Below are 21,160 nucleotides of genomic sequence, written 5' to 3'. Positions count from 1 at the left end.
TTTGCGTCAGCGCAGGTAGCCGTTGTCGCGGAACCAGATCACCGCGTCTTCCAGCGCGGCTCGGGCCGGGCGCGGCGCGTAGCCGAGTTCGCGCTTCGCCTTCGCGCAGCTGAAGAACATCCGCTTCTTCGACATGCGGATTTCCTCGACCGTGGCCACCGGCGCGCGGCCGGTGACGCGCGCCAGCGCTTCGGCGGCGTAGGCCACCGGCATCACCGCGGCATGCGGCAGGCGGATCGTCGGCGCGCGGCGGCCGGTGATGTCGGCGATGGTTTCGAGAATCTGGCGCAGGGTCATATCCTCGCCGCCGAGCACGTAGCGCTCGCCCAACTGGCCGCGCTCGAACGCCAACCAGTGTCCTGCGGCCACGTCGTCGACGTGCGCGACGTTCAGGCCGGTATCGACGAACGCCGGCATCCTGCCGCTGGCGGCATCGCGTACGACGCGGCCGGTCGGCGTCGGCTTCACATCGCGCGGGCCGATCGGTGTCGACGGGTTGACGATGACCACCGGTGCGCCCTTGTCCGCCAGCTCGCGCACCGCTTCCTCGGCGAGGAACTTCGAACGCTTGTAGTGGCCGATCATGTCGGCGACGGTCACCGGCGTGCGCTCGTCGCCGGGCCGGCCATCCTTCGGAATGCCGAGCACGGCGACGCTGGACGTGTAGACGATGCGCGCGACACCGGCCGCGTGCGCCGCCGCGACCAGCGCCCGCGAGCCGTCGACATTCGAGCGATACAGCTCGTCCGGATTCGGCGCCCACAGCCGGTAGTCGGCGGCGACATGGAACACCGCATCGCAGCCCGCGACCGCGCGCGCCAGCGATGCCGGATCGGTCAGATCGCCTTCGACCACCGTCGCCTCCAGCCCGGCCAGATTGCGGCGATCCGAACTCGGGCGGCTCAGCAGCCGCAGCGCATAGCCTTCCGCCAGCAGGCGACGGGCGACCGCGGAGCCGACGAAGCCGGTGGCACCGGTGACGAGCGCCGTGCCGCGCGCGGCGTTGGGCGTGGATGCAGCGGTGCGGGAAGCGGCGGGCATGGGGCGTCGGGAATCCGGAGGGCGGTCGTGTCGGCGAGGCGCGATTGTAGTGGCTGAGGCGGACCACCTGACGATGCCGCGGCGCTTGCGTAAAGTCGGCACATCTCGTTCATCGGCCCGACCGCCATGCTCCCCTTGCTGAATCCGCGCGCGCTGCGCGAGCTGTTCGTCCTGTACGCCACCGCCAAGTTCGCCCGCAACGTGCCGGATTTCGTGCGCCTGCAGGCCCTCGTCGCCGAACGCGGCGGCCGCTTCCTGAATGACCACGGCGCGATCCGCACGGCCGATCCTGCCGTGCGTGCGCTGTTCGTCCGCGCGGCCCGCGTCCTCGGCCTGCGACGCGAACTGGACTACCGCTTTCCGGCCAAGAAGCTGGTCAGCTTCGATCTGCAGGCGATCGGCGACGACGCGCACCAGTTCAAGATTTTCGTCAGCCAGGTCGATCTCGACGCCTTTCCGCCCGACGTCGCGCAGCGCGTTCGCGAGGATTGCGCGGCGCAGGCCGCCGCCGTCGATCACGCGCCGTTTCTGGCACTGATCGACAAGGCCGAGGCCGCGGGCGGTCTGTGCGAAGCCGATGCCGGCGCCTTCGTCGCGCATTTCGTCGACGTGCTGATGAGCCGCCCCGGTCCGCCGATGCAGCGCGCGACACTCGACGCCGTGGCCGCCGTCTCCGGCGAAGCGGCCAGCGCGCTGGCGCTGGGCCCGGACTTCAACCACGTCACCATCGACGTGCCGAGCGCCGGCTTCGGCGGCATCGACGCGATGGCCGAAGCCATGCTCGCCGCCGGCTTCACCTTGCTGCCGGCGATCCAGGGCGCGCCGAACTCGCCACTGCGCCAGACCGCGACGATGGCCGCGACCATGGCCACGCCGGTGATCGAGGCGGATGGCTCGATCGGCACGGCCGCCACCGAGCGTCAGTTCGTGGAGATCATCGAGCGCGCCCAGGCGCATGACGCGGACGGTGCGCCGCTGTGGGCGCAGGACGGCTCGCCGCTGATCTTCCGCAACTTTCTCGCCGCGAACGCCGAGAAGATCTTCGACGCCGCGTCGACCAAGGCCAGCAGCTGCTGACCCGGGGCTGGTCCGTCACGACCCGCGCATCGCGGCGGGCGAGACGGCTCGGCCCTGTCTGCGGCGGACCTACTCCCCGCCCGCCTTCTTGCCGTACAGCTGCTGCAGCCGCTGATCGCGTCCGCACTGCTCGCGATACAGGCGATAGCGCAGTTCCTGCTTGCGGTAGTAGTACTGGTGGTATTCCTCGGCGGCGTAGAACGGCTTGGCGTCGGAAATCGCGGTGGCGATCTGGGCGTTGCCGAGCACGCCGGATTTCTGCAGCGCGGCGCGCGAGGCCTCGGCCAGTTTCTTCTGCGTGGCGTCGTGCACGAAGATTTCGGTGCGGTACTGGTTGCCGCTGTCGCAGAACTGCCGCTCCGGCGTGGTCGGGTCGATGTTGTGCCAGAACACGTCGAGCAGCTTGTCGTAGCTGATCTTGGCCGGCTTGTAGATCACCTCGATCGCTTCGGCGTGGCCGGTCTGTCCGCTCGATACCTGCCGGTAGGTCGGGTTCGGCACGTGGCCGCCGGTGTAGCCGGAGGTGACGGCCACCACGCCATCGAGCTTGCGGAATGGCGCTTCCATGCACCAGAAGCAGCCGCCGGCGAAGGTTGCGCGGGCGGTGCCCGGTTCAAGCTTCGCGTCGCCCTCCGCCGCCTGGGCGGACACCGCAGCCATCGAGACGACGACACAGGACAGCAGCACGGCAAGCAGGCGACGCATGGCAAACCTTCCGGGGAGAGGGCGGGAGCAGAGCCGCGAGTGTAGCGGGCTGCCGGTGACGCGCGACGACCTCGCTGGCAGACTCGAACGCGAGCGGATGATGCGCGGTCCAAGCGCGCAACAGACCAGAAAAACATCCGCATTCCGAGGAGACATCGATGCCGCTGCGCCGCGCCCTGCTGGGCCTGCTGTTCCTGATCACCGTGTTTGCAACGACCTTGCTCGCCACGACCGCGCACGCCGCCGACCGCCTCCGGATCGCCGCCGTGCCGAGCATGGCGCCGGCCGCCGTCACGCTGAACGCGGCGTTCGCGAAAGCCCATCCGGGTTCGACGATCGAGATCGTCGGCGGCACCTCGGCCGATCTCGGCGCGGCGATCGAAAAAGGCGACGCGATCGACCTGCTGCTGGCCGACGACGAAGCGCTGCCGAAGCGTCTGGCATCGGCCGGCCTTGCCGATGGCGCGACGCTGACCCGCCTCGGCCTTGGCCGGCTCGCGCTGTGGACCAACACGCCGGGCATCAATCCGGGGCGCGGGCGTTCGGTGTTCGCCGCGCAGTACGTCAACCAGATCGCGATGGCGGATGCCGCCACCTCTCCCTACGGCCAGATCGCGCTGAGTGCGCTCGATGGCCTCGGCGTCAGCGAAGGTGCGAAGCCGAAGCTCAAGGCCTATCCCGACGACGTGGCCGCTGCGAAAGCCGTGCAGGACAAGGCCGCGGATATCGGCCTCGTGCCGTTCGCGCTGATGAAGGCGCCAGGCTTCGACGGCGTCGGCATCTACATCCTGCTGCCCGGCGGCACCTACGAACCGGCGCGCCACACCGCCATCGTCACCCGCAGCGGCAACGCCAACCCCGCGGCCAAGGCCTATCTCGCGTTTCTCGCATCGCCCGAGGCCCGCGCCATCCTCGCGGCCGCCGGCTTCGATGCGCCGGATGCGGCGACCTACTGAGGCCCGCGCGATGGCGGCCATCGTCACCGGGCTGTCATCACCGGTCCCGAGCATGGCGACAACCCGCCGTGCCCGGAGCTTGAACAATGCCGCCGCTCAGTCGCCGTGATCTGCTGAAAACCGCCGCCGCGCTGGTGCCCGCCAGCCTCGGCGGCTGTGCTGACGACCCCGGCGATGGCACCGTCGGTGGCGCGGCTCTCGCCCGCTTCGATCACGGTGTCGCCAGCGGCGATCCCACTGCCGACGCCGTGATCCTGTGGACGCGTGCCACGCCGCGCGATGCCGGCGAGACCCGCCTGCCGGTCGACTGGCTGATCACGAGCGATCCGGCGCTGCGCGAGGTCGTGGCCCGCGGCCGCGCGACGGCCGATGCGGCGCGCGACTACACGGTGAAGGTCGATGTCGCCGGTCTCGCGCCGGGCACCACGTACTGGTATCGCTTCGCCAGCGGCGAGGTCGCCTCGCCGGTCGGCCGCACCCGCACGGCGCCGGTCGGCACGGTCGATCGGCTGCGCTTCGCCTTCGTCACCTGCAGCGACTACAGCCGCGGCTACTACAACGTCTATCGCCGCGTGGCCGAGCGACGCGATCTGCAGGCCGTCGTCCACCTCGGCGACTACCTCTACGAGAACGGCCGGCAGGACGGCGTGCGGCCGCAGAACCCGCCGCGCGAAACGGTGAGCCTCGGCGACTACCGCACGCGCTACGCCACCTTGCGCCGCGATGGCGATCTGCAGGAACTGCATCGCCAGCATCCGATGATCTGGGTCTGGGACGATCACGAAGTCGCCAACAACGCCTGGCGCGATGGCGCCGAAGCCCATGATCCGGCCACCGAGGGCGACTACCGCGCCCGCCGCGCTGCGGCGTTTCAGGCCGCGCACGAATGGCTGCCGATCCGCACGCCGGATGCGCGCGACCTGTCGCGCATCTATCGCCGCTTCCGCTACGGCGATCTGCTGGACCTGCTGATGATCGATGCCCGGCAGGTCGGCCGCGATCAGCCGGCCGACTCGCTCGGCGGCACCGGCGCCGGCTTCCGCCAGACCGGCGCCTATGCCGATCCGGCACGGCAGATGCTGGGTGCCGAGCAGGAACGCTGGCTCGGCGAGCAACTGGCGACGAGCACGGCGCGCTGGCGCGGCATCGGCAATCAGGTTTATTTCTCGCCGCTGAAACTGCTCGGCGCGCCGCGCGCGACGAACCTCAGCCTGTTCGTGTCGAACGACAAGTGGGATGGCTACGAACCGGCGCGCGACCGGGTGCTGGCGATGATCGAGGCCTCGCGCGGCAACGTCGTGGTGATGACCGGCGATGCCCACGAAACCTACGCCTTCGACATCACGCCGGACCCGAACAGCCCGAACTACGACGCGCTGACCGGCGACGGCTCGCGCGCGGTCGAATTCGTCGTGACCTCGACCACGTCGCGCGGCGACGCGCCGGTCGGCGATTCGATCAGCGGCCTGCTCGAACGGCTGCAGTCCGGTGCCGAGAACCTGCTGCGGCTGACCAATCCGCACTTGAAGCACTTCAACAACCGCCTCAACGGCTACGCGCTGGCCGACATCACGCCCGCCCGCTGGCAAACCGAGTTCTGGACCGTGCCGCTGGTGTCGCGGCCGAGCCGCGAGCAGGCGCTCGACGCGGTGTGGCTAACGCTCGATGGCAGCCAGCGGTTGTCGCGCGGCGATGGCGCGTCCGCGCCGATGGCGGACGCGCCACCACCTGCGCCGTAGCCGGTGCCGCCTTCACGGGCGTACCGTCCTTGATGCGGTCAGCCCCAGCGGCTTCCGGCTGAAGCCGGCCCTGCGGGTGGCCGCTTCGTCACGGGCATGGAATCGTGTAGCGCTTGTGCACCGCTTCCAATGCGGTCAGCACGTCCCGGCTCAGCTTGATGCCGTGCGACGCGATGTTCGATTCCAGCTGCGCCATCGTCGTCGCGCCGATGATGTTCGACGTCACGAAATGCCGTGACGTGACGAACGCCAGCGCCATCTGGCTCAGGCTCAGCCCGTGCTCGCTCGCCACCTTCGCGTAGGCCTGGGTCGCGGCATCGGCATGCTCGCCGTTGTAGCGCTGGAAGCGGCTGAACAGGGTCAGGCGGCCATCGGCCGGCTTCGCGCCATTCAGGTACTTGCCGGCCAGCACGCCGAACGCCAGCGGCGAATACGCCAGCAGGCCGATCTGCTCGCGATGCGCGAACTCGGCGAGGCCGACCTCGAAACTGCGGTTCAGCAGGCTGTACGGATTCTGGATCGACACAGGTCGCGGCAGGCCGAGCTCTCGGCTCAGGCGCAGGTATTCGGAAACACCCCACGGCGTCTCGTTCGACAGGCCGATGTGGCGAATCTTGCCGGCCTTCACCAGCTCCGCCAGCGCCGAATATGTCTCCTCGATCGGCACCGAGCGGCTGTCCTCGGTCGGCTTGAAGCCCAGTTGGCCGAAGTAGTTCGTGCCGCGTGCCGGCCAATGCACCTGATACAGGTCGATGTAGTCGGTCTGCAGCCGCGCCAGCGAGGCATCGCAGGCCGCCAGCACGCTGGCGCGATCCAGCCGCGGACCGCCGCGAATCCAGCTCATCTCGCCCGGGCCGGTGATCTTCGTCGCCAGCACCACCGCATGGCGCTTGCCGCGCGCCTTGAACCAGGTGCCGATGTACTGCTCGGTGCGCCCCTGCGTCTCCGGCTTCGGCGGCACCGGATACATCTCCGCCACATCGAAGAAGTTCACGCCCTGCGCCAGCGCGAAATCCATCTGCTCGTGCGCCTGCGCTTCGCTGTTCTGCTCACCCCAGGTCATCGTGCCGAGACAGATGGCCGAAACCTTCAGATCGGTACGGCCGAGCGTGCGTGTTTCCATGGTCCGTTACTGGGCTTGTTGAAAGTGGACGGACAGCGTAGCGGGAAGCGGGCGCGATGGGCATTCATTCGCAGGCCGTTGGGGAACGGATCTCGACCTGCCGCTTCCGAAGAAGCTGTGCTGCCGAAAATCCTCAACGCCCAGCCCAGCGAGTGGCTGTCCGAATCGCTGCGTCAACGCCGGGTCGCCGCTCGCCCCAAGAGTGTCCATTACTCGGGTCAAGGGCTTCTCAAACCCGCACAAACTCCAGATCCGCCACTTCATGGCCCAACCTCAGACCGCGGTTCTCGAAGCGGGTCAACGGGCGGTCTTCCGGGCGCGGGACGAAGCGGCCGTCCGGGCTGAGGTTTTTCAGACGCGGCTCGGTGGCGATGGCTTCGAGCATGTATTCGGCGTAAGGCGCCCAATCCGTTGCCAGCCTGAAGCGGCCGCCGATCATCAGGGCGTCCGCCACGGTGGCGACGAACGCGGGCTGGATAATGCGGCGCTTGTGGTGGCGGGTCTTGTGCCAAGGGTCCGGGAACTGGACGACGACTTCGCAGAACGCACCTTTCGGTGCCGTCGTCCGCAGGAATTCGGCGGCGTCCGAGCACATGACGCGGACATTGGCGAGGCCGCGCTTTTCGACTTCCTGCAGCACGCGGCCAACGCCGGGGCGATGGACTTCGGCACCGATGTGATTGACCTCCGGATGGCGCTCCGCCGCCTGCGCCAGACGTTCGCCGTTGCCGAAGCCGACTTCCAGCGATAGCGGTGCGGCACGGCCAAAGGCGACGGCGAAGTCGAGTTCCGGCAACGGGTGCACATGCTCGCCATCCGGCATCGGACCAAGGCCGTACTTCGGCCACAGCCGCGCCAGTGCATCGGCCTGCGCGTCGGTGATGCGCCCTTCGCGGCGCACGAAGCTGCGGATGGCGCGGGCGCGGCGGTCGCCATCCGGCACCGGGAGTTCGGGCGTGTCCGACATGTTCAGCCTCAGCCGATGACGCCGACGATCGGGGACGACGCCGAGGCGTAGCGCCGCATCGGCATGCGACCCGCGAGCTTGGCCTGGCGCCCGGCGATGATCGCGTGCTTCATGGCACTCGCCATCAGCACCGGGTCGCGGGCTTCGGCGATGGCGGTGTTCATCAACACACCATCGCAGCCGAGTTCCATCGCGATGGCGGCGTCGCTGGCGGTGCCGACGCCGGCGTCGACGATGATCGGCACCCTGGCGTTCTCGACGATGGTGAGGATGTTGTACCGGTTCTGGATGCCGAGGCCGGAGCCGATCGGCGCGGCCAGCGGCATCACGGCGACGCAGCCGATTTCTTCGAGGCGCTTGGCCAGCACCGGGTCATCGGAGCAGTAGACCATCACGTCGAAACCGTCCTTGACCAGCGTTTCGGCGGCGGCGAGCGTGCCGATCACGTCCGGGAACAGGGTCTTGGGATCGGCCAGCACTTCGAGCTTGACCAGCTTGTGGCCATCGAGCAATTCGCGCGCGAGGCGGCAGGTGCGCACGGCATCTTCGGCGGTGTAGCAGCCGGCGGTGTTCGGCAGGATGGTGTAGCGGCTTGGCGGCACGACATCGAGCAGGCTCGGCTCGTTCGGGTTCTGGCCAATGTTCACGCGGCGGATGGCGACGGTGATGATCTCGGCACCGCTGGCCTCGGTTGCCAGGCGCGTTTCCTCGAGGCTCTTGTACTTGCCGCTGCCGACCAGCAGCCGCGAGCGATAGCGCTTGCCGGCGATGATCAGGCCGTCATCGGCGGGTGCGGCGGGCGGGGACAGCGGTTCGACTGGGGTCATCGGGATGCTCGATCAATGCGAATTCGTGGCGGGTTCGGGGACCGACGTAGCGTCATGCTCCCGAACGTCGTGGCTCGACTCTGCCGCGCCATCCATGGCGCGGCGTTCGACCGTTCCGGTCTCGTTGGAATGTGTTCCCTGCCATCCATGGCGAGATCGCGTCCTCGTTCGGCCGAGCCCGGCCGCGCCATCCATGGCGCGGCGTTCGACCGTTCCGGTCTCGTTGGAATGTGTTCCCTGCCATCCATGGCGAGATCGCGTCCTCGTTCGGCGGGGGCCGGCCGCGCCATCCATGGCGCGGCGTTCGACCGTTCCGGTCTCGTTGGAATGTGTTCCCTGCCATCCATGGCGAGATCGCGTCCTCGTTCGGCGGGGGCCGGCCGCGCCATCCATGGCGCGGCGTTCGACCGTTCCGAGCATGCTCGGAACGGTCTCACCCACCACCGATCGCGCGGACGATTTCGAGGCGGTCGCCCGGGGCGATCCGGCGCTCGGACCAACTGCCGCGCGGCACGATGTCGCCGTTCAGCTCCACGGCGCAGCGCTGGCCTTCCAGCCCCATGGCGCGCAGCAGGTCGGCGACGAAGCAGGCTTCGGGCGCTTCGAACGCGTCGCCGTTGACGAGTATCTGCATGGCAGCCGGGGGTGGAGTCGCGGGGCGCTGAGTTTACCCGATGGCACTCGCGGCCCCGCCCTTCGCTACGGGTGCCGCTCGGCGGGCATCCGGCGGAGGCGTCAGCGCGCGCGACGCTGCGGAGCGGTCAGCGAAAGACCGCCATGAACGTGAAGTACTGGTCGGCGGCATTGGAACTGAACAGCGCTTCCTTGAAGCCGACGCGTCCGGTGAGACTCGACGCGAACCGGCAATAGTCGAAGCGCTCGCCATAGTTGCCGAACGTGTAGGTCGACGTCATGCCAGTGCCGGCATTCGGCACGAACGGGACGGTCTGCTGCGGGTTGCGCTGCGAGACGTTGCAGGAGACCGCGGCGAGCAGCGCGTTGCGGCGGTTGACGCGGAGGCGGCCGGAGCTGATGTCGTCGACCCCCGGTCCCGACGTGAACACGATGCTCGACGCGCCGCCGAGGAATGGCGCTTCCGACACGCCGGTGATCTCGACTGCGATGACCGAGCGGTAGTCGCCAAACGGCGTCCAGGTCGCGGTGATTTCCTGCGTGCCGGCGGCAATGTTCGGCGCGTAGGCCGTGCCTTGCGCGGCGTTGACCCGGCCGTCGGTGTCGGACTGATTGTTGCCGGTGGCGATGTAGCGATTGCCGCGGTCATCGGTGAACGTCGGCAGGTTCTGCGTCTGTCCGTCGATCGACGCCTGGCTCCAAAGGAAGATGGCGCTGCCGGCCAGCGTCGGCTGCTGGAAACGCAGCTTCAGCACCTGCGTGCCGAAGTTGCTCTCGGTATCGATCGACACGACTTGCCGGATGGCGGGAACCGGACGCCGGGCATCGGCGTCGACATCGTCGTCGGCCAGCGCGTCGGTCGCGGAGGCCGGTGGCGGGGCCAGCAGCAAGGCCGGCAGCAGCAGGGTCATCAGCACGCGGATCAGGCTTTTCATCGGTCACTCATCGGTTCAGCGGGGTCGTGCACCGATATTGTGCGTGGCGGACGCCAATTTCGCGACGGCGGCGTGTCGCAATGCGCGCAGCGCGATCGCGCCCCGACCGCGCTCGGCCCGGCGCGGCGGCTTGCCGGGCAAGCCCCTGCGCGTGCATGCTCTGCACCGCCGCAGCACCCGAGCGGGTGTAGTTCAATGGTAGAACTGCAGCTTCCCAAGCTGCTAGCGTGGGTTCGATTCCCATCACCCGCTCCACTTCGACTTTCCACGGACTTCCAGAAAAGACCATGGAGTGTCGCAAGTGATTGTCACGGTTCAGCTTTTTCGCCATCGTTGAATCCAGTGACTGCCAGCGAAAACCACTGACTGCCGGTACAAAGCGGTACATCAAGTGGTACATCGGAACGCGGAGCTTCCCACTTTCGCATTCTTGCTGGAGGAGCGCGGGGACGAACAGGACCATGCAGCCAACTCGATTCTCAGGAGTTGGGCTCATGCTCTCAGACCTCATGGTTCGTCAGGCCAAGACGACCGGCAAACCGTACACGCTGGCCGATGCCGACGGCCTCTCCCTCTTCGTTTCCGCCAACGGCGCCAAGGCTTGGCACTTCCGCTTCACGTGGGGCGGCAAGCGCGATCGCATGTCCTTCGGCAGCTACCCGGCCCTCTCCCTGAAGGAGGCGCGCGAGCTTCGTGATGGAGCCCGCACGCTGCTCGCCAAGGGCGTCAACCCGCACACCGAACGCAAGCGCAAGCGCCACGCCATCGTGTTGGCGGGCGAACACACGTTCAAAGCGGTCTATGACCAGTGGCTGGCACATCGCAAGCTGTCGTTGGAGGAAGGACGGCAGACCAGCCTGGAGCAGATCGCCCGCGTCTTCAAGAAAGACGTGTTCCCGGTGCTGCACCACCTGACGATCTACGACATCACGCGCGCGCACCTGCTGGACATCATCGGCAAGGTGGAAAAGCGCGGCTCGCTGTCGGTGGCCGAGAAGCTCAGGACGTGGTTCACCCAACTGTTCACCTATGCCACGGTGGCGATCCCGAACATGCACGACAACCCCTCCAAGGACTTGGAGGTCGTCGCGCTGCCGCTGCCGCCGGTCGAACACAACCCGTTCCTACGCATGCCAGAGCTGCCGATCATGTTGCAGACGCTGCGCAAGTACCGCGGGCGCCTGAACACGCAGTTGGGCATTCGGCTGCTGATGCTCACCGGCGTGCGCACCGGCGAGCTGCGTTTCGCCACGCCCGACCAGTTCGACCTTGAGCAAGGCCTGTGGATCATCCCGGTGGCCAGGCTCAAGCAGCGCGCGCTACTCACGAAGAAGAAGCGCAAGCGCCTGGTGGACATCCCGCCCTACATCGTGCCACTGTCGGTGCAGGCCCAGGAAATCGTTCGCCACCTGCTGGACCAGTGCAAGCCGGCCCAGGCCTACCTCATCCCGGGCGACTGGTGCTTGAAGCACACCGTCAGCGAGAACACGTTCAACGGCGCGCTCAAGCGCATGGGCTACGAGGACCAGCTCACGGGGCACGGCATCCGCGCGACGATTTCGACCGCGCTCAACGAACTCGGCTACCCGAAGAAGTGGGTGGATGCCCAGCTCTCGCACGCCGACCCGGACAAGATCAGCGCGACCTACAACCACGCCGAGTACGTCGAGCAGCGCCGCGTGATGATGCAGGATTGGGCGGATCGCCTGGACCTGTTCGAGCAGAACCAGGTCGAGATCGCCAGCCGCCACCTGACCATCACGCTGCAAGGTCTGCCGACCATCGCCGGCCAGGCGGCCGTGCAGCCGCCGGTTGTCGACCTCACCGCGCCGCAGTTGATCGTGACCGCGCCGACGCCCAATATGCCCACAGCGCCGGCATCGGTGCAGCGGTTGTCGGCCGTGCGCATGCCCGAATACGCCCGGCCGCGGCTGTCGGACGCGCAGCGCGAACGCCTGCAGGTGCTGGAGACCTTCGAGGCGCCGCACAACCTTTCGGTGGCGAACTACGCCAAGCTCGCGGGCAAGTCGCGCCGCTGGATCACCTATGAGATCCAGGCCGGCAACCTGCTGTCCATCCACATGGGCCATCGGGGGCAGCGGGTGCCGGACTGGCAGCTCGATCCGCTCAAGCGCAGGCTCGTGCAGTCCGTGCTCAAGCAGGTGCCGCGGGGTCTCGACACTTGGTCCATCTACCACTCGCTCCTGCAGTCCTATGACGCGCTGGGCGGACGCTCAGCCATCGAGGCCGTCAGCCCGAAGAACCTGCATCTGGCCGCGCGGCTGGTCGCGGCGCGGAGCGTCGCGGTGGACGACCCCGCAGAGGCTTCCAACATCCCGGTGGAAGTGCGGCAGCGCGTGCAGCGGCTGGTGCGTGACGCCATTACGGCAGATGTGTCGGATGACCTGGTAGCGCCATGAGGCACAAGACTGGGCCGTACCTCGATACGGTGCGGCGCTTCATAGGAGACATAGCGAGTGATCCAGCCCAGCGTCAACCTGCTTCAGGGTCTTTGGGCTTTTCGCCCGTGGTCGCTCCTTCGCCGTAGAACTGCACGCCGAGTTCGATGCGTGGTCGGCCCGAGGCGATGCGATGACGGTTGGTGTCCCGCAGCGAGTAAACACAGCCGCAGTATTCCTGCTGGTAGAAGTTCTCGCGCTTGCTGATCTCGATCATGCGCGCCGAGCCGCCACCCTTGCGCCAGTTGTATTCCCAGTACATCACACCTGGGTACTTGGCCGCCGCACGCACGCCGCAGTCGTTGATCTGCTGCATGTTCTTCCAACGCGATATACTCAGAGAACTGGTGATCACCGGAAAGCCATGCTCATGCGCATACAGCGCCGTGCGCTCGAAGCGCATGTCGAAGCACATGGTGCAGCGCACGCCGCGCTCGGGCTCGTGCTCCATCCCCCGGGCCCGCTCGAACCAGTTGTCCCGATCGTAGTCGGCATCGATGAAGGGCACGCCGAACTGCTCGGCGAAGCGGATGTTCTCGTTCTTGCGCAGCTCGTATTCCTTGAGCGGATGGATGTTGGGGTTGTAGAAGAAGATGGTGTAGTCGATGCCAGAGGCCAGCATGGCCTCCATGACCTCGCCCGAGCACGGCGCGCAGCAGGAATGCAGCAGCACCTTGTCATGGCCGCCGGGCAGCGCAAGCGGTTTGCGTTCGATGGTGGTGTTCATCTTTTGGCTCCTCGCGCGGTGGCGGTGGCTGGCTGGCGGGCCAGTTCGATGAAGGCCCGCACGTAGTCGATGGCCGTGTCCGCCTCGCGCGCGCCCAGGAAGATCTGCTTGGCAATGCCGCGCGCACCCAGCCGCACGGGCACCACGTCCATCTTGGCCGCGTACTCCTCGACCAGCCAGCGCGGCAGGGCGGCCACCCCGCGGCCGCTGGCCACCATCTGCAGCATGATGTCGGTGGTTTCGATGGCCTTGTGGCGCTTGGGCGTGACACCGGCCGGCAGCAGGAACTGGTTGTAGATGTCCAGGCGCTCGATGTCCACGGGATAGCTGATGAGCACCTCTTGGGTCAGCTGCTGGGGCTTCACGTAAGCCGCCGAAGCCAGGGCATGGCCCTTGGCCACGACCAATACCTGTTCGTAGTCGAACACCGGCTCGAACTTCAGGCCCGGCTTGTAGAGCGGATCAGGCGTGACCAGCAGGTCGATCTCGTAGCCGAACAGCGCGCCGATCCCGCCGAACTGGAACTTCTGCTTGACGTCCACATCCACGTCGGGCCATGCGGCCAAGTAGGGCGACACCACCTTGAGCAACCACTGGTAGCAAGGGTGGCATTCCATGCCGATGCGCAGCGCACCGCGCTCGCCCTGCGCGAACTGGCCTAGGCGCTCTTCGGCCAGGTCCAGTTGCGGCAGCACACGGTTCGCCACCGCCAGCAGGTACTGCCCGGCTTGTGTCAGGCGCAGGCTTCGGCCTTCGCGCAGCCAGATGTCGGTGCCCAATTGTTGCTCCAGCTTCTTCATGCTGTGACTCAGGGCCGACTGGGTGAGGTTCAACACGCCCGAGGCAGCCGTCAACGACCCTTGCTTTTCGACCTGCTGGACGATGCTGAGGTGGATGCGCTCAAGCATTCAAATGACTCGTGCTCATGGATTGTTGAAATAAGACCATTTTACTTCATTGACTCACATCAATACCATCCGTTCCCATTGTTCGTTTGCACTCTGGGAGCGGCCATGGCAAGGCCGGGCGAATTTCCCGGCGCGGCGCGAACCCATCCTCATGAAAGCAAAGATGACACGTCCACTCCGCTTGGTCGCGGTGTCCGGCGGGCTGCAACGCCCCTCCAGGTCGGCAGCCTTGGCAGAGCACCTGCTGGACCTGATCGCCGAAGAAGTCCCGTGCGAACAGCGCCTGGTCGAACTGGGTCAGCTCGCACCGCAGCTCGCCGGTGCCGTCTGGCGCTCCCAACTGCCCGATACAGTGGAGCGGGAACTGGCGGCGGTCGAGCGCGCCGATGTTCTGGTGGTGGCGACACCGGTCTTCCGCGGCTCCTACACGGGCTTGTTCAAGCACTTCTTCGACTTCATCGACCAGGACGCCTTGGTGGACAAGCCCGTCCTGTTGGCGGCCACAGGCGGCAGCGAGCGTCATGCCCTGGTGATCGACCACCAGCTGCGGCCGCTGTTCAGCTTTTTCCAAGCACGCACATTGCCGCTGGGCGTCTACGCGACCGACAAGGATTTCTTCGACTACCGCCTGCGGGACGAGGCCTTGATCGCCCGGGCCGGACTGGCGGTCCAACGGGCATTGCCGCTGGTCGAACTGGCGCGCCATGCCAAGCCATCTCCGATCGAGGAAGTGCTTGCGGCCTGAGGCACGCATCGACCTTCATCTCCACCATCCGCGCAGCAGATCGTCATGAACGAAGAATTTACTTTCAGCCTCAAAAGCATTTGTTTCGATGAGAACTACCACCCTTCGGACAGCACACGCATCACCACCAACTTTGCCAACCTGGCCCGGGGGACGAGTCGGCAACAGAACCTGCGCAACACGCTGAGGATGATCGACCATCGCTTTAACGACCTGGCGCATTGGGACAATCCGACGGGAGACCGCTACTCGGTCGAGCTTGAGATCGTGTCCGTCGAGATGAACATGGACGCCGAGAGCAGCCATGGTGCATTTCCATTGATCGAGATCCTGAAGACCTACATCATCGACAAGAAGACGAACCGACGCATCGACGGCATCGTGGGAAACAATTTCTCCTCCTACGTGCGCGACTACGACTTCAGCGTCCTGCTTCCGGGGTACAACGCCGATCGCGCGGAATTCAGTACCCCGGACGATTTTGGCGACCTGCATGGCAAGCTGTTCAAGCAATTCGCCAACTCGCGCACCTACAAGGAGCGCTTCCACAAGCCGCCCGTCATCTGCATCAGTGCCTCGACCAGCAAGACCTACCGACGGACCGGCAACCAGCACCCCATCCTGGGCGCCGAGTACCAGCAGAACGAACTGTCCTCCACCGACCAGTACTTCGCGAAGATGGGGATGCAGGTCCGCTTCTTCATGCCGCCCAATGGCGTCGCGCCGTTGGCGTTCTACTTCCACGGCGACCTGCTGAACGACTACACGAATCTGGAGCTGATCGGCACCATCAGCACGATGGAGACCTTTCAGAAGATCTACCGCCCCGAGATCTACAACGCCAACTCCGCGGCGGGCATCTTCTACCAGCCGAGCCTGAAGAACCAGGACTACTCGCTGACGCAGATCGTCTACGACCGGGAAGAACGCAGCCAGCTGGCAGTCAAGCAGGGGAAGTTCGCGGAAGAGCACTTCATCAAGCCGTACAAGAACGTTCTTGAACAATGGGCTGCCAGTTGCGCGCTCTGACACCACCGCATTGCTTCGCAAATCGGGCAAAACGGTCCCCAAAGTACGCCCGCCACCCTCATCCTTGTTAGAAAGAAATCCTCAGATGTTTGAAACCTCCATCGTCGGCAGCCTGCCAAAACCCGCCTGGCTGGCCGAAACCAACAAGCTCTGGCCCCAGTGGCGGGCCGAAGGCGATGCGCTTGTGCAAGCCAAGGCCGATGCGACCCTGCTGTGGATCAAGGCCCAGGAAGACGCAGGCCTGGACATCGTGTGCGACGGCGAGCAGTCGCGACAGCACTTCGTGCACGGCTTCCTGGAGCAGATCGAGGGCATCGACTTCGAGCACAAGGTGAAGATGGGCATCCGCGACAACCGCTACGACGCGATGGTCCCGCAGGTGGTGTCGGCCCTGCGCCTGAAGGGTCGCGTGCATGCCTTCGAAGCGCAACTGGCGCGCGCGCACACGAAGAAGAAGCTGAAGTTCACCTTGCCCGGCCCGATGACCATCGTCGACACCGTGGCGGACCGCTTCTACGGCGACAAGGTCAAGATGGCCTTCGCGTTTGCAGAACTGCTCAACCAGGAGGCGCTCGCGCTGCAGGCCGACGGAGTGGACATCATCCAGTTCGACGAGCCCGCCTTCAATGTCTACATGCAAGATGCCGCCGACTGGGGCGTGCAGGCGGTCGAGCGCGCGGCGGAGGGCTTGACCTGTACGACGGCGGTGCACATCTGCTATGGCTACGGCATCAAGGCCAATACCGACTGGAAGAGCACCCTGGGCGACGAATGGCGCCAATATGAGGCGGTGTTCCCCGCGCTTGCCCGCAGCCGCATCGACCAGGTGAGCCTGGAATGCATCCACTCCCATGTGCCGCCCGACCTGATGAAGCTGCTGGCAGGCAAGGACGTGCTGGTAGGCGTGATCGATGTGGCCAGCGACGTGGTCGAGACACCCGAGGAAGTTGCTGACACCATCGGCCGGGCGCTGGAGTTCGTGCCGAAGGAGCGGCTGTTCCCATGCACGAATTGCGGCCTGGCGCCTATGGGGCGGGACGTGGCGTGGCGCAAGCTGAAAGCGCTGGCAGAAGGCACGAGGCTGGCAAAGGAGCGGTTCACTGGGATGTGACGCAGGCCCGGTCTCGTCACGCCCAAACTTTTGATTCCATCCGGAGTGACCGGGCAAGGCCCCTGGCTCAGGATTGCCTGGAACTCAACACCTTGTTTCTCGACCTCGTGCCCGATGGCCCGATGGCCCGATGGCCCGATGGATGTGCTCCAGAACAATTGAGCAGAATTCATGGATATGTGAGATAAGACCATTTTACTTCATTGCCTGGCTTCCCTAGGATTTGCGTCATTCCACGTTTCCTGTTTTGAGAGCAGACCATGACGACGATCCATAACCTCGGTTTCCCCCGCATCGGCGCCAAGCGCGAACTGAAGTTCGCGCTGGAGTCTTACTGGAATGGCGAGTCCTCGCTCGACGAACTCAAGGCCCTGGGTGCGCAGCTACGCCAGCGCAACTGGGAGAACCAGACCGGCCTGGACCTGGTGCCTGTGGGCGATTTCGCCTTTTACGACCAGGTGCTGGATATGAGCTTCACACTGGGCAACCTGCCCGAGCGGGTGCAGGGCTTCCACGGCGATCCGCTGGACAACTACTTCCGCGTGGCGCGCGGCCGCTCGGCTAAGGGTATCGACGACCATGCGGCATGCTGCGGCAGCGTGGCCGCTGGCGAGATGACCAAGTGGTTTGACACCAACTACCACTACATCGTCCCCGAGTTCACCGCCGCCACAGCGTTCATGCTCGACGCTTCGCGCCTGCTGGAGCAGTTAGCCGAAACCAGGGCGCAGGGGTTGAAGGCAAAGCCGGTGATCATTGGACCAGTGACCTATCTGGCGATCGGCAAGGCTAAGGACGACTCGAACAAGCTGGCCCTGCTGGAGCGCCTGCTCCCCGTGTACGCCGAGCTGCTGGACACGCTGGCGGCGCAGGGCGTCGAATGGGTGCAGGTCGACGAACCCATCCTTGTGACGGAACTCGATGCCGACTGGCAGCACGCCCTCAACACGGCTTACCACCAGCTCAAGGACGCCAAGGTCAAGCTGCTCCTGGCGACCTATTTCGGTCAGCTACAGGAAAACGCCTACCTCGCGGCCGGCCTGCCGGTAGCTGGACTGCACATTGATGCCATCAACGACCGTGAGGGCGTGCAGACCCTGATCAACCTTCTGCCGGCTCACAAGGTGCTGTCGCTGGGCGTCATCAATGGTCGCAATATCTGGAAGACCGACTTGGCGGCCGTGCTCGACTGGATCGAGCCGCTGGTCGAGCGGCTGGGTGAGCGCTTGTGGATCGCGCCGTCGTGCTCGCTGCTGCATGTGCCAGTGGACCTCGCGAGCGAGCAGAAGCTGGACGCCGAGGTCAAGTCCTGGCTGGCCTTCGCGCTGCAGAAGCTCGAAGAACTGCGCGTGCTCGGCAAGGCCCTGCGCGAAGGCCGAGCTGCGGTCCAGGACGCGCTGGCAGCCAACCAGGCTGCGCTGGCTGCCCGCCGCGCCTCGCCGCGCGTGAACAACCCGGCGGTGGAGGCCGCGGTAGCCCGCGTCAACGTCGACATGGGCCAGCGCAAAAGCGCCTACGCCAATCGTGCGGCCAAGCAGGCGGGATTCCTCAAGCTGCCGGCGTACCCGACAACCACTATCGGCTCCTTCCCGCAGACCGCCGAAATCCGCCACGCGCGCAGCGAATTTAAGGCCGGCTGCCTGGACTACCTGGGCTACCAGGCCGCGATGCGGGCCGAGATCGAGCGCAGCGTGCGCGAGCAGGAAAAGCTGGAACTGGACGTGCTGGTGCACGGCGAGGCCGAGCGTAACGACATGGTCGAATACTTCGGGGAGCAACTCGACGGCTACGCCTTCAGCCAGTTCGGTTGGGTGCAGTCCTACGGCTCGCGCTGCGTCAAGCCGCCGATCCTGTTCGGCGACATCAGCCGCCCGAAGGCGATGACGGTGGAGTGGATCACCTATGCCCAGTCGCTCACCAAGAAGCCCATGAAGGGCATGCTGACCGGCCCGGTGACGATACTGAACTGGTCCTTCGTGCGCGACGACCAGCCTCGCTCGGCGTCGTGCAAGCAACTCGCGCTGGCCATCCGCCAGGAGGTACTGGACCTTGAGCAGGCCGGTGTTCGCGTGATCCAGATCGACGAGGCCGCGCTGCGCGAGGGCCTGCCGCTGCGCAAGTCGCAATGGCAGGAGTACCTGGACTGGGCCGTCGAATCCTTCCGCATCACTGCCAACGGCGTGGGTGACGAGACCCAGATCCACACCCACATGTGCTACTCGGAGTTCAACGACATCATCGCGTCCATCGCCGACATGGACGCCGACGTCATCACGATTGAGACCTCGCGCTCGGACATGGAGTTGCTGGATGCTTTCGACAGCTTCAAGTACCCCAACGAGATCGGTCCAGGCGTCTATGACATCCACTCGCCCAATATTCCAACGCAGGAGCATATCGTCCAGCTCATGAAGAAAGCTGCGGAGCGCATTCCCGCTGAGCGGCTGTGGGTCAACCCGGACTGCGGCCTGAAGACTCGCCAGTGGGCCGAGGTGATTCCGGCGTTGACCAACATGGTCGCGGCTGCGAAGACGCTGCGTCAGTCCGTCTAAACCTCACGCGGAGCCCATCTTCCCCGGTATCCAGGGCGGACCGCCGATGCACGTCATCGCTGGCAAGGCCGTAGCCTTCAAGGAGGCATTAGCGCCCGAGTTCAATATCTACCAGGAACAGGTTATCAAGAACGCCAAGGTACTGATATGGTCGCTTTCGTCAATGCTGGCTGTTTGATCCTTTGGACAAGCGGCTTGGGGTGATGCGGCACGAGTCGGTTGCAGCGACGATGGATCAGTCTGATATCCGCGGGTTGGTTACCGCCCAGCATCGATCCGTCATGGAAGCTACCTCCGTCTAGCAGCGCAGGTTGCCCGAAGGCCTTTCTGTGGATAGTGCCGGCGAGGGTTCTTCCCGTCGTGATGCGTGCCGCATCACCGCAGGCCGCTTGCTACAGGGACGCCGCTCAATGCGGCGGGGTTGTGGGCAACGATGCCTGTTGGGCGATGGCCCAAACGAAGCCGGCCAGCTCGCGTGCCACCGCGACACAGACCTTGTTGGTCTGCACGCCCCGCGAAGACAGACGTGCGAACCGTCCGCATAGACGCAGTTGAGCCTTCCAGGCGTGTCGACACACCGCCTCGGGCAGGGCATTGCTGCGTTCGCGCAGCGCTTGGCTCAGGCGCGCTGGGAACCGGTAGTTCCAAGCCGCCTCGGTCAGCAGCCGCCTGGCGTGAGCGTTGCCGGTCTTGGTGATCGAGCCGCGACGAATGCTGTTGCCGCTGGAGTGCTCTGATGGCACGAGCCCGAGGTCTCCCATGAACTGGCGTGCCGTGCCGAAGCGGCGGAAATCCCCGATCTCGGCCACCAGGCCGATGGCGCTGACCGTGTCGATGCCACGCAGGGCACGCAGCGCCGCCACGACCGGCTCCAGCCGCCAGCCTGCAGCCGCCTCGGTCAGCGCAGTGGTCAACCGCTGCACGCGTTGTTCAGCCGACTGCTGCGCCAACTGATACTCCCCCAGGGCAATGCGGTCACCTTGGTGGTCGAAGCGTTGATCGCTGATCCAGCGCTCGTGGCTCTTGGTCCACGAGGTCTTGCCCGGATAGCGCCGGCCATGACGTAGCAAGAAGGCCTTGAGCTGCTGACGCGCCTTCAGCCGCATGCCCACTGCATCCTCGCGGGCACGCCACAGGTTGCGCATGGCCTCATGCGCTTCGTCGGGCACCCAGATCGGCTTGAGTTCGCCTGAGCGCGACAACTCCGCCAGCCGCAGGCAGTCGCGCCGGTCGGTCTTGATGCGCTCGCCGGCTCGCCGTGGGATCAGGGTGGGCGCGATGATCTCGCAGTGGTAGCCGCGCCGGCTCAGCTCGCGGTACAGCCCGTAGCCCGTCGGGCCGGCTTCGTACACCACACTCACCGCAGCAGGATCTCCTGCCTTGCCCAGTACCTTCAGCAGTGCCCGCACATCCGGCCCCAGCGTGCCGGCAAAGCGAGCCGGTTCACGTCCGGCTTCGCAAGCCGCCACCGCAATCGTGTCCTTGTGGGCGTCCAGACCGACGAAGAACTTGATACGCTCGTCCATGGCTCGTCTCCTTAACGCTGCGGCTGGCCCGCCCTGCCGCATGTGGCTCGGCACACCTCGGTGCGCAACCCACGATACTGGAGACGAGCCTTCGCCGCAG

The 21,160-nt window shown here is 65.9% G+C and carries 18 protein-coding genes, 1 tRNA gene and 1 pseudogene; 10 read left to right on the top strand and 10 right to left on the bottom strand.

Annotation, left to right across the window (positions count from 1 at the left end; genetic code table 11):
• Nucleotides 1-6: 6 nt before the first annotated feature.
• The gene (hpnA, locus tag QZ951_RS03900) at nucleotides 7-1,041 is read right to left on the bottom strand and encodes a hopanoid-associated sugar epimerase (protein ID WP_292998754.1); all 1,035 of its coding nucleotides are present in this window, start codon (nucleotides 1,039-1,041) and stop codon (nucleotides 7-9) included.
• A 126-nt stretch (nucleotides 1,042-1,167) separates the two neighbouring features.
• Here hpnA and QZ951_RS03895 point away from each other — a divergent pair, with 126 nt between their 5' ends.
• Nucleotides 1,168-2,118: a DUF1338 family protein gene (locus tag QZ951_RS03895; protein WP_292998752.1), complete on the top strand. Its 951-nt coding sequence runs from the start codon at nucleotides 1,168-1,170 to the stop codon at nucleotides 2,116-2,118.
• Nucleotides 2,119-2,187: 69 nt separating this feature from the next.
• On the opposite strand, the gene msrA is transcribed toward QZ951_RS03895, so the two are convergent.
• Nucleotides 2,188-2,778, bottom strand: a complete 591-nt coding sequence (msrA, locus tag QZ951_RS03890; RefSeq protein WP_366943793.1) for a peptide-methionine (S)-S-oxide reductase MsrA — start codon at nucleotides 2,776-2,778, stop codon at nucleotides 2,188-2,190.
• A gap of 203 nt (nucleotides 2,779-2,981) precedes the next feature.
• Between msrA and modA the strand changes: the two genes are divergently transcribed.
• Together modA and QZ951_RS03880 are read left to right on the top strand one after the other, a co-directional pair.
• Nucleotides 2,982-3,779: a molybdate ABC transporter substrate-binding protein gene (gene modA / locus QZ951_RS03885; RefSeq protein ID WP_292998748.1), complete on the top strand. Its 798-nt coding sequence runs from the start codon at nucleotides 2,982-2,984 to the stop codon at nucleotides 3,777-3,779.
• 86 nt (nucleotides 3,780-3,865) lie between these two features.
• Entirely contained in the window at nucleotides 3,866-5,518 is a 1,653-nt protein-coding gene (locus QZ951_RS03880; protein ID WP_292998746.1) for an alkaline phosphatase D family protein, read from the top strand.
• Nucleotides 5,519-5,606: 88 nt separating this feature from the next.
• Here the strand turns inward: QZ951_RS03880 and QZ951_RS03875 are convergent, their stop codons facing one another.
• The 5 genes from QZ951_RS03875 to QZ951_RS03855 form a co-directional block, all read right to left on the bottom strand.
• Nucleotides 5,607-6,641 carry an NADP(H)-dependent aldo-keto reductase gene (locus QZ951_RS03875; RefSeq protein ID WP_292998744.1) on the bottom strand — a complete coding sequence of 345 codons (1,035 nt, stop codon included), beginning with the start codon at nucleotides 6,639-6,641 and terminating at the stop codon, nucleotides 5,607-5,609.
• A gap of 229 nt (nucleotides 6,642-6,870) precedes the next feature.
• Nucleotides 6,871-7,608 (bottom strand): tRNA (guanosine(46)-N7)-methyltransferase TrmB, encoded by a 738-nt coding sequence (gene trmB, locus QZ951_RS03870; RefSeq protein ID WP_292998742.1) that lies wholly within the window; start codon nucleotides 7,606-7,608, stop codon nucleotides 6,871-6,873.
• A gap of 8 nt (nucleotides 7,609-7,616) precedes the next feature.
• Complete coding sequence (locus QZ951_RS03865; RefSeq protein ID WP_292998740.1) at nucleotides 7,617-8,435, bottom strand: thiazole synthase; 819 nt, start codon at nucleotides 8,433-8,435, stop codon at nucleotides 7,617-7,619.
• Nucleotides 8,436-8,868: 433 nt separating this feature from the next.
• Complete coding sequence (gene thiS / locus QZ951_RS03860; protein WP_292998738.1) at nucleotides 8,869-9,069, bottom strand: sulfur carrier protein ThiS; 201 nt, start codon at nucleotides 9,067-9,069, stop codon at nucleotides 8,869-8,871.
• A gap of 127 nt (nucleotides 9,070-9,196) precedes the next feature.
• Entirely contained in the window at nucleotides 9,197-10,003 is an 807-nt protein-coding gene (locus QZ951_RS03855; RefSeq protein ID WP_292998736.1) for a hypothetical protein, read from the bottom strand.
• Nucleotides 10,004-10,184: 181 nt separating this feature from the next.
• On the opposite strand from QZ951_RS03855, the gene QZ951_RS03850 reads away from it, so the two are divergent.
• Nucleotides 10,185-10,258, top strand: a tRNA-Gly gene (locus tag QZ951_RS03850).
• 239 nt (nucleotides 10,259-10,497) lie between these two features.
• Nucleotides 10,498-12,423 carry an integrase arm-type DNA-binding domain-containing protein gene (locus QZ951_RS03845; RefSeq protein ID WP_292998734.1) on the top strand — a complete coding sequence of 642 codons (1,926 nt, stop codon included), beginning with the start codon at nucleotides 10,498-10,500 and terminating at the stop codon, nucleotides 12,421-12,423.
• A 73-nt stretch (nucleotides 12,424-12,496) separates the two neighbouring features.
• On the opposite strand, the gene QZ951_RS03840 is transcribed toward QZ951_RS03845, so the two are convergent.
• A complete protein-coding gene (locus tag QZ951_RS03840; RefSeq protein WP_292998733.1) occupies nucleotides 12,497-13,189 on the bottom strand; it encodes an epoxyqueuosine reductase QueH in 693 nt (230 codons plus the stop codon).
• Nucleotides 13,186-14,097: a LysR family transcriptional regulator gene (locus QZ951_RS03835; protein ID WP_292998732.1), complete on the bottom strand. Its 912-nt coding sequence runs from the start codon at nucleotides 14,095-14,097 to the stop codon at nucleotides 13,186-13,188. The genes QZ951_RS03840 and QZ951_RS03835 overlap by 4 nt, the downstream gene beginning before the upstream one ends.
• Before the next feature lie 163 nt (nucleotides 14,098-14,260).
• On the opposite strand from QZ951_RS03835, the gene msuE reads away from it, so the two are divergent.
• From msuE to glyA, 5 genes and pseudogenes are all read left to right on the top strand, one after another.
• Nucleotides 14,261-14,842, top strand: coding sequence for an FMN reductase (msuE, locus tag QZ951_RS03830; RefSeq protein WP_366943792.1), 582 nt, complete (start codon nucleotides 14,261-14,263; stop codon nucleotides 14,840-14,842).
• A 45-nt stretch (nucleotides 14,843-14,887) separates the two neighbouring features.
• On the top strand, nucleotides 14,888-15,871 hold the full coding sequence (locus QZ951_RS03825; protein ID WP_292998729.1) for a DUF1852 domain-containing protein: 984 nt from the start codon (nucleotides 14,888-14,890) through the stop codon (nucleotides 15,869-15,871).
• Nucleotides 15,872-15,956: 85 nt separating this feature from the next.
• Nucleotides 15,957-16,982 (top strand): methionine synthase, encoded by a 1,026-nt coding sequence (locus QZ951_RS03820; RefSeq protein WP_292998727.1) that lies wholly within the window; start codon nucleotides 15,957-15,959, stop codon nucleotides 16,980-16,982.
• A gap of 260 nt (nucleotides 16,983-17,242) precedes the next feature.
• Nucleotides 17,243-19,534 (top strand): 5-methyltetrahydropteroyltriglutamate--homocysteine S-methyltransferase, encoded by a 2,292-nt coding sequence (metE, locus tag QZ951_RS03815; protein WP_292998725.1) that lies wholly within the window; start codon nucleotides 17,243-17,245, stop codon nucleotides 19,532-19,534.
• A 16-nt stretch (nucleotides 19,535-19,550) separates the two neighbouring features.
• A pseudogene (gene glyA, locus QZ951_RS03810) lies at nucleotides 19,551-19,682 on the top strand (serine hydroxymethyltransferase); the annotation flags it as partial.
• A 259-nt stretch (nucleotides 19,683-19,941) separates the two neighbouring features.
• On the opposite strand, the gene QZ951_RS03805 reads toward glyA, so the two are convergent.
• Complete coding sequence (locus QZ951_RS03805; protein WP_292998723.1) at nucleotides 19,942-21,060, bottom strand: IS110 family transposase; 1,119 nt, start codon at nucleotides 21,058-21,060, stop codon at nucleotides 19,942-19,944.
• Between the last annotated feature and the right edge of the window lie 100 nt (nucleotides 21,061-21,160).

Source organism: Nevskia sp. (genome assembly GCF_021732705.1).
Lineage (GTDB): Bacteria > Pseudomonadota > Gammaproteobacteria > Nevskiales > Nevskiaceae > Nevskia.
The sequence above is the reverse complement of the archived record's forward strand: the minus strand, read 5'-3'. Positions and strand labels throughout refer to the sequence as shown.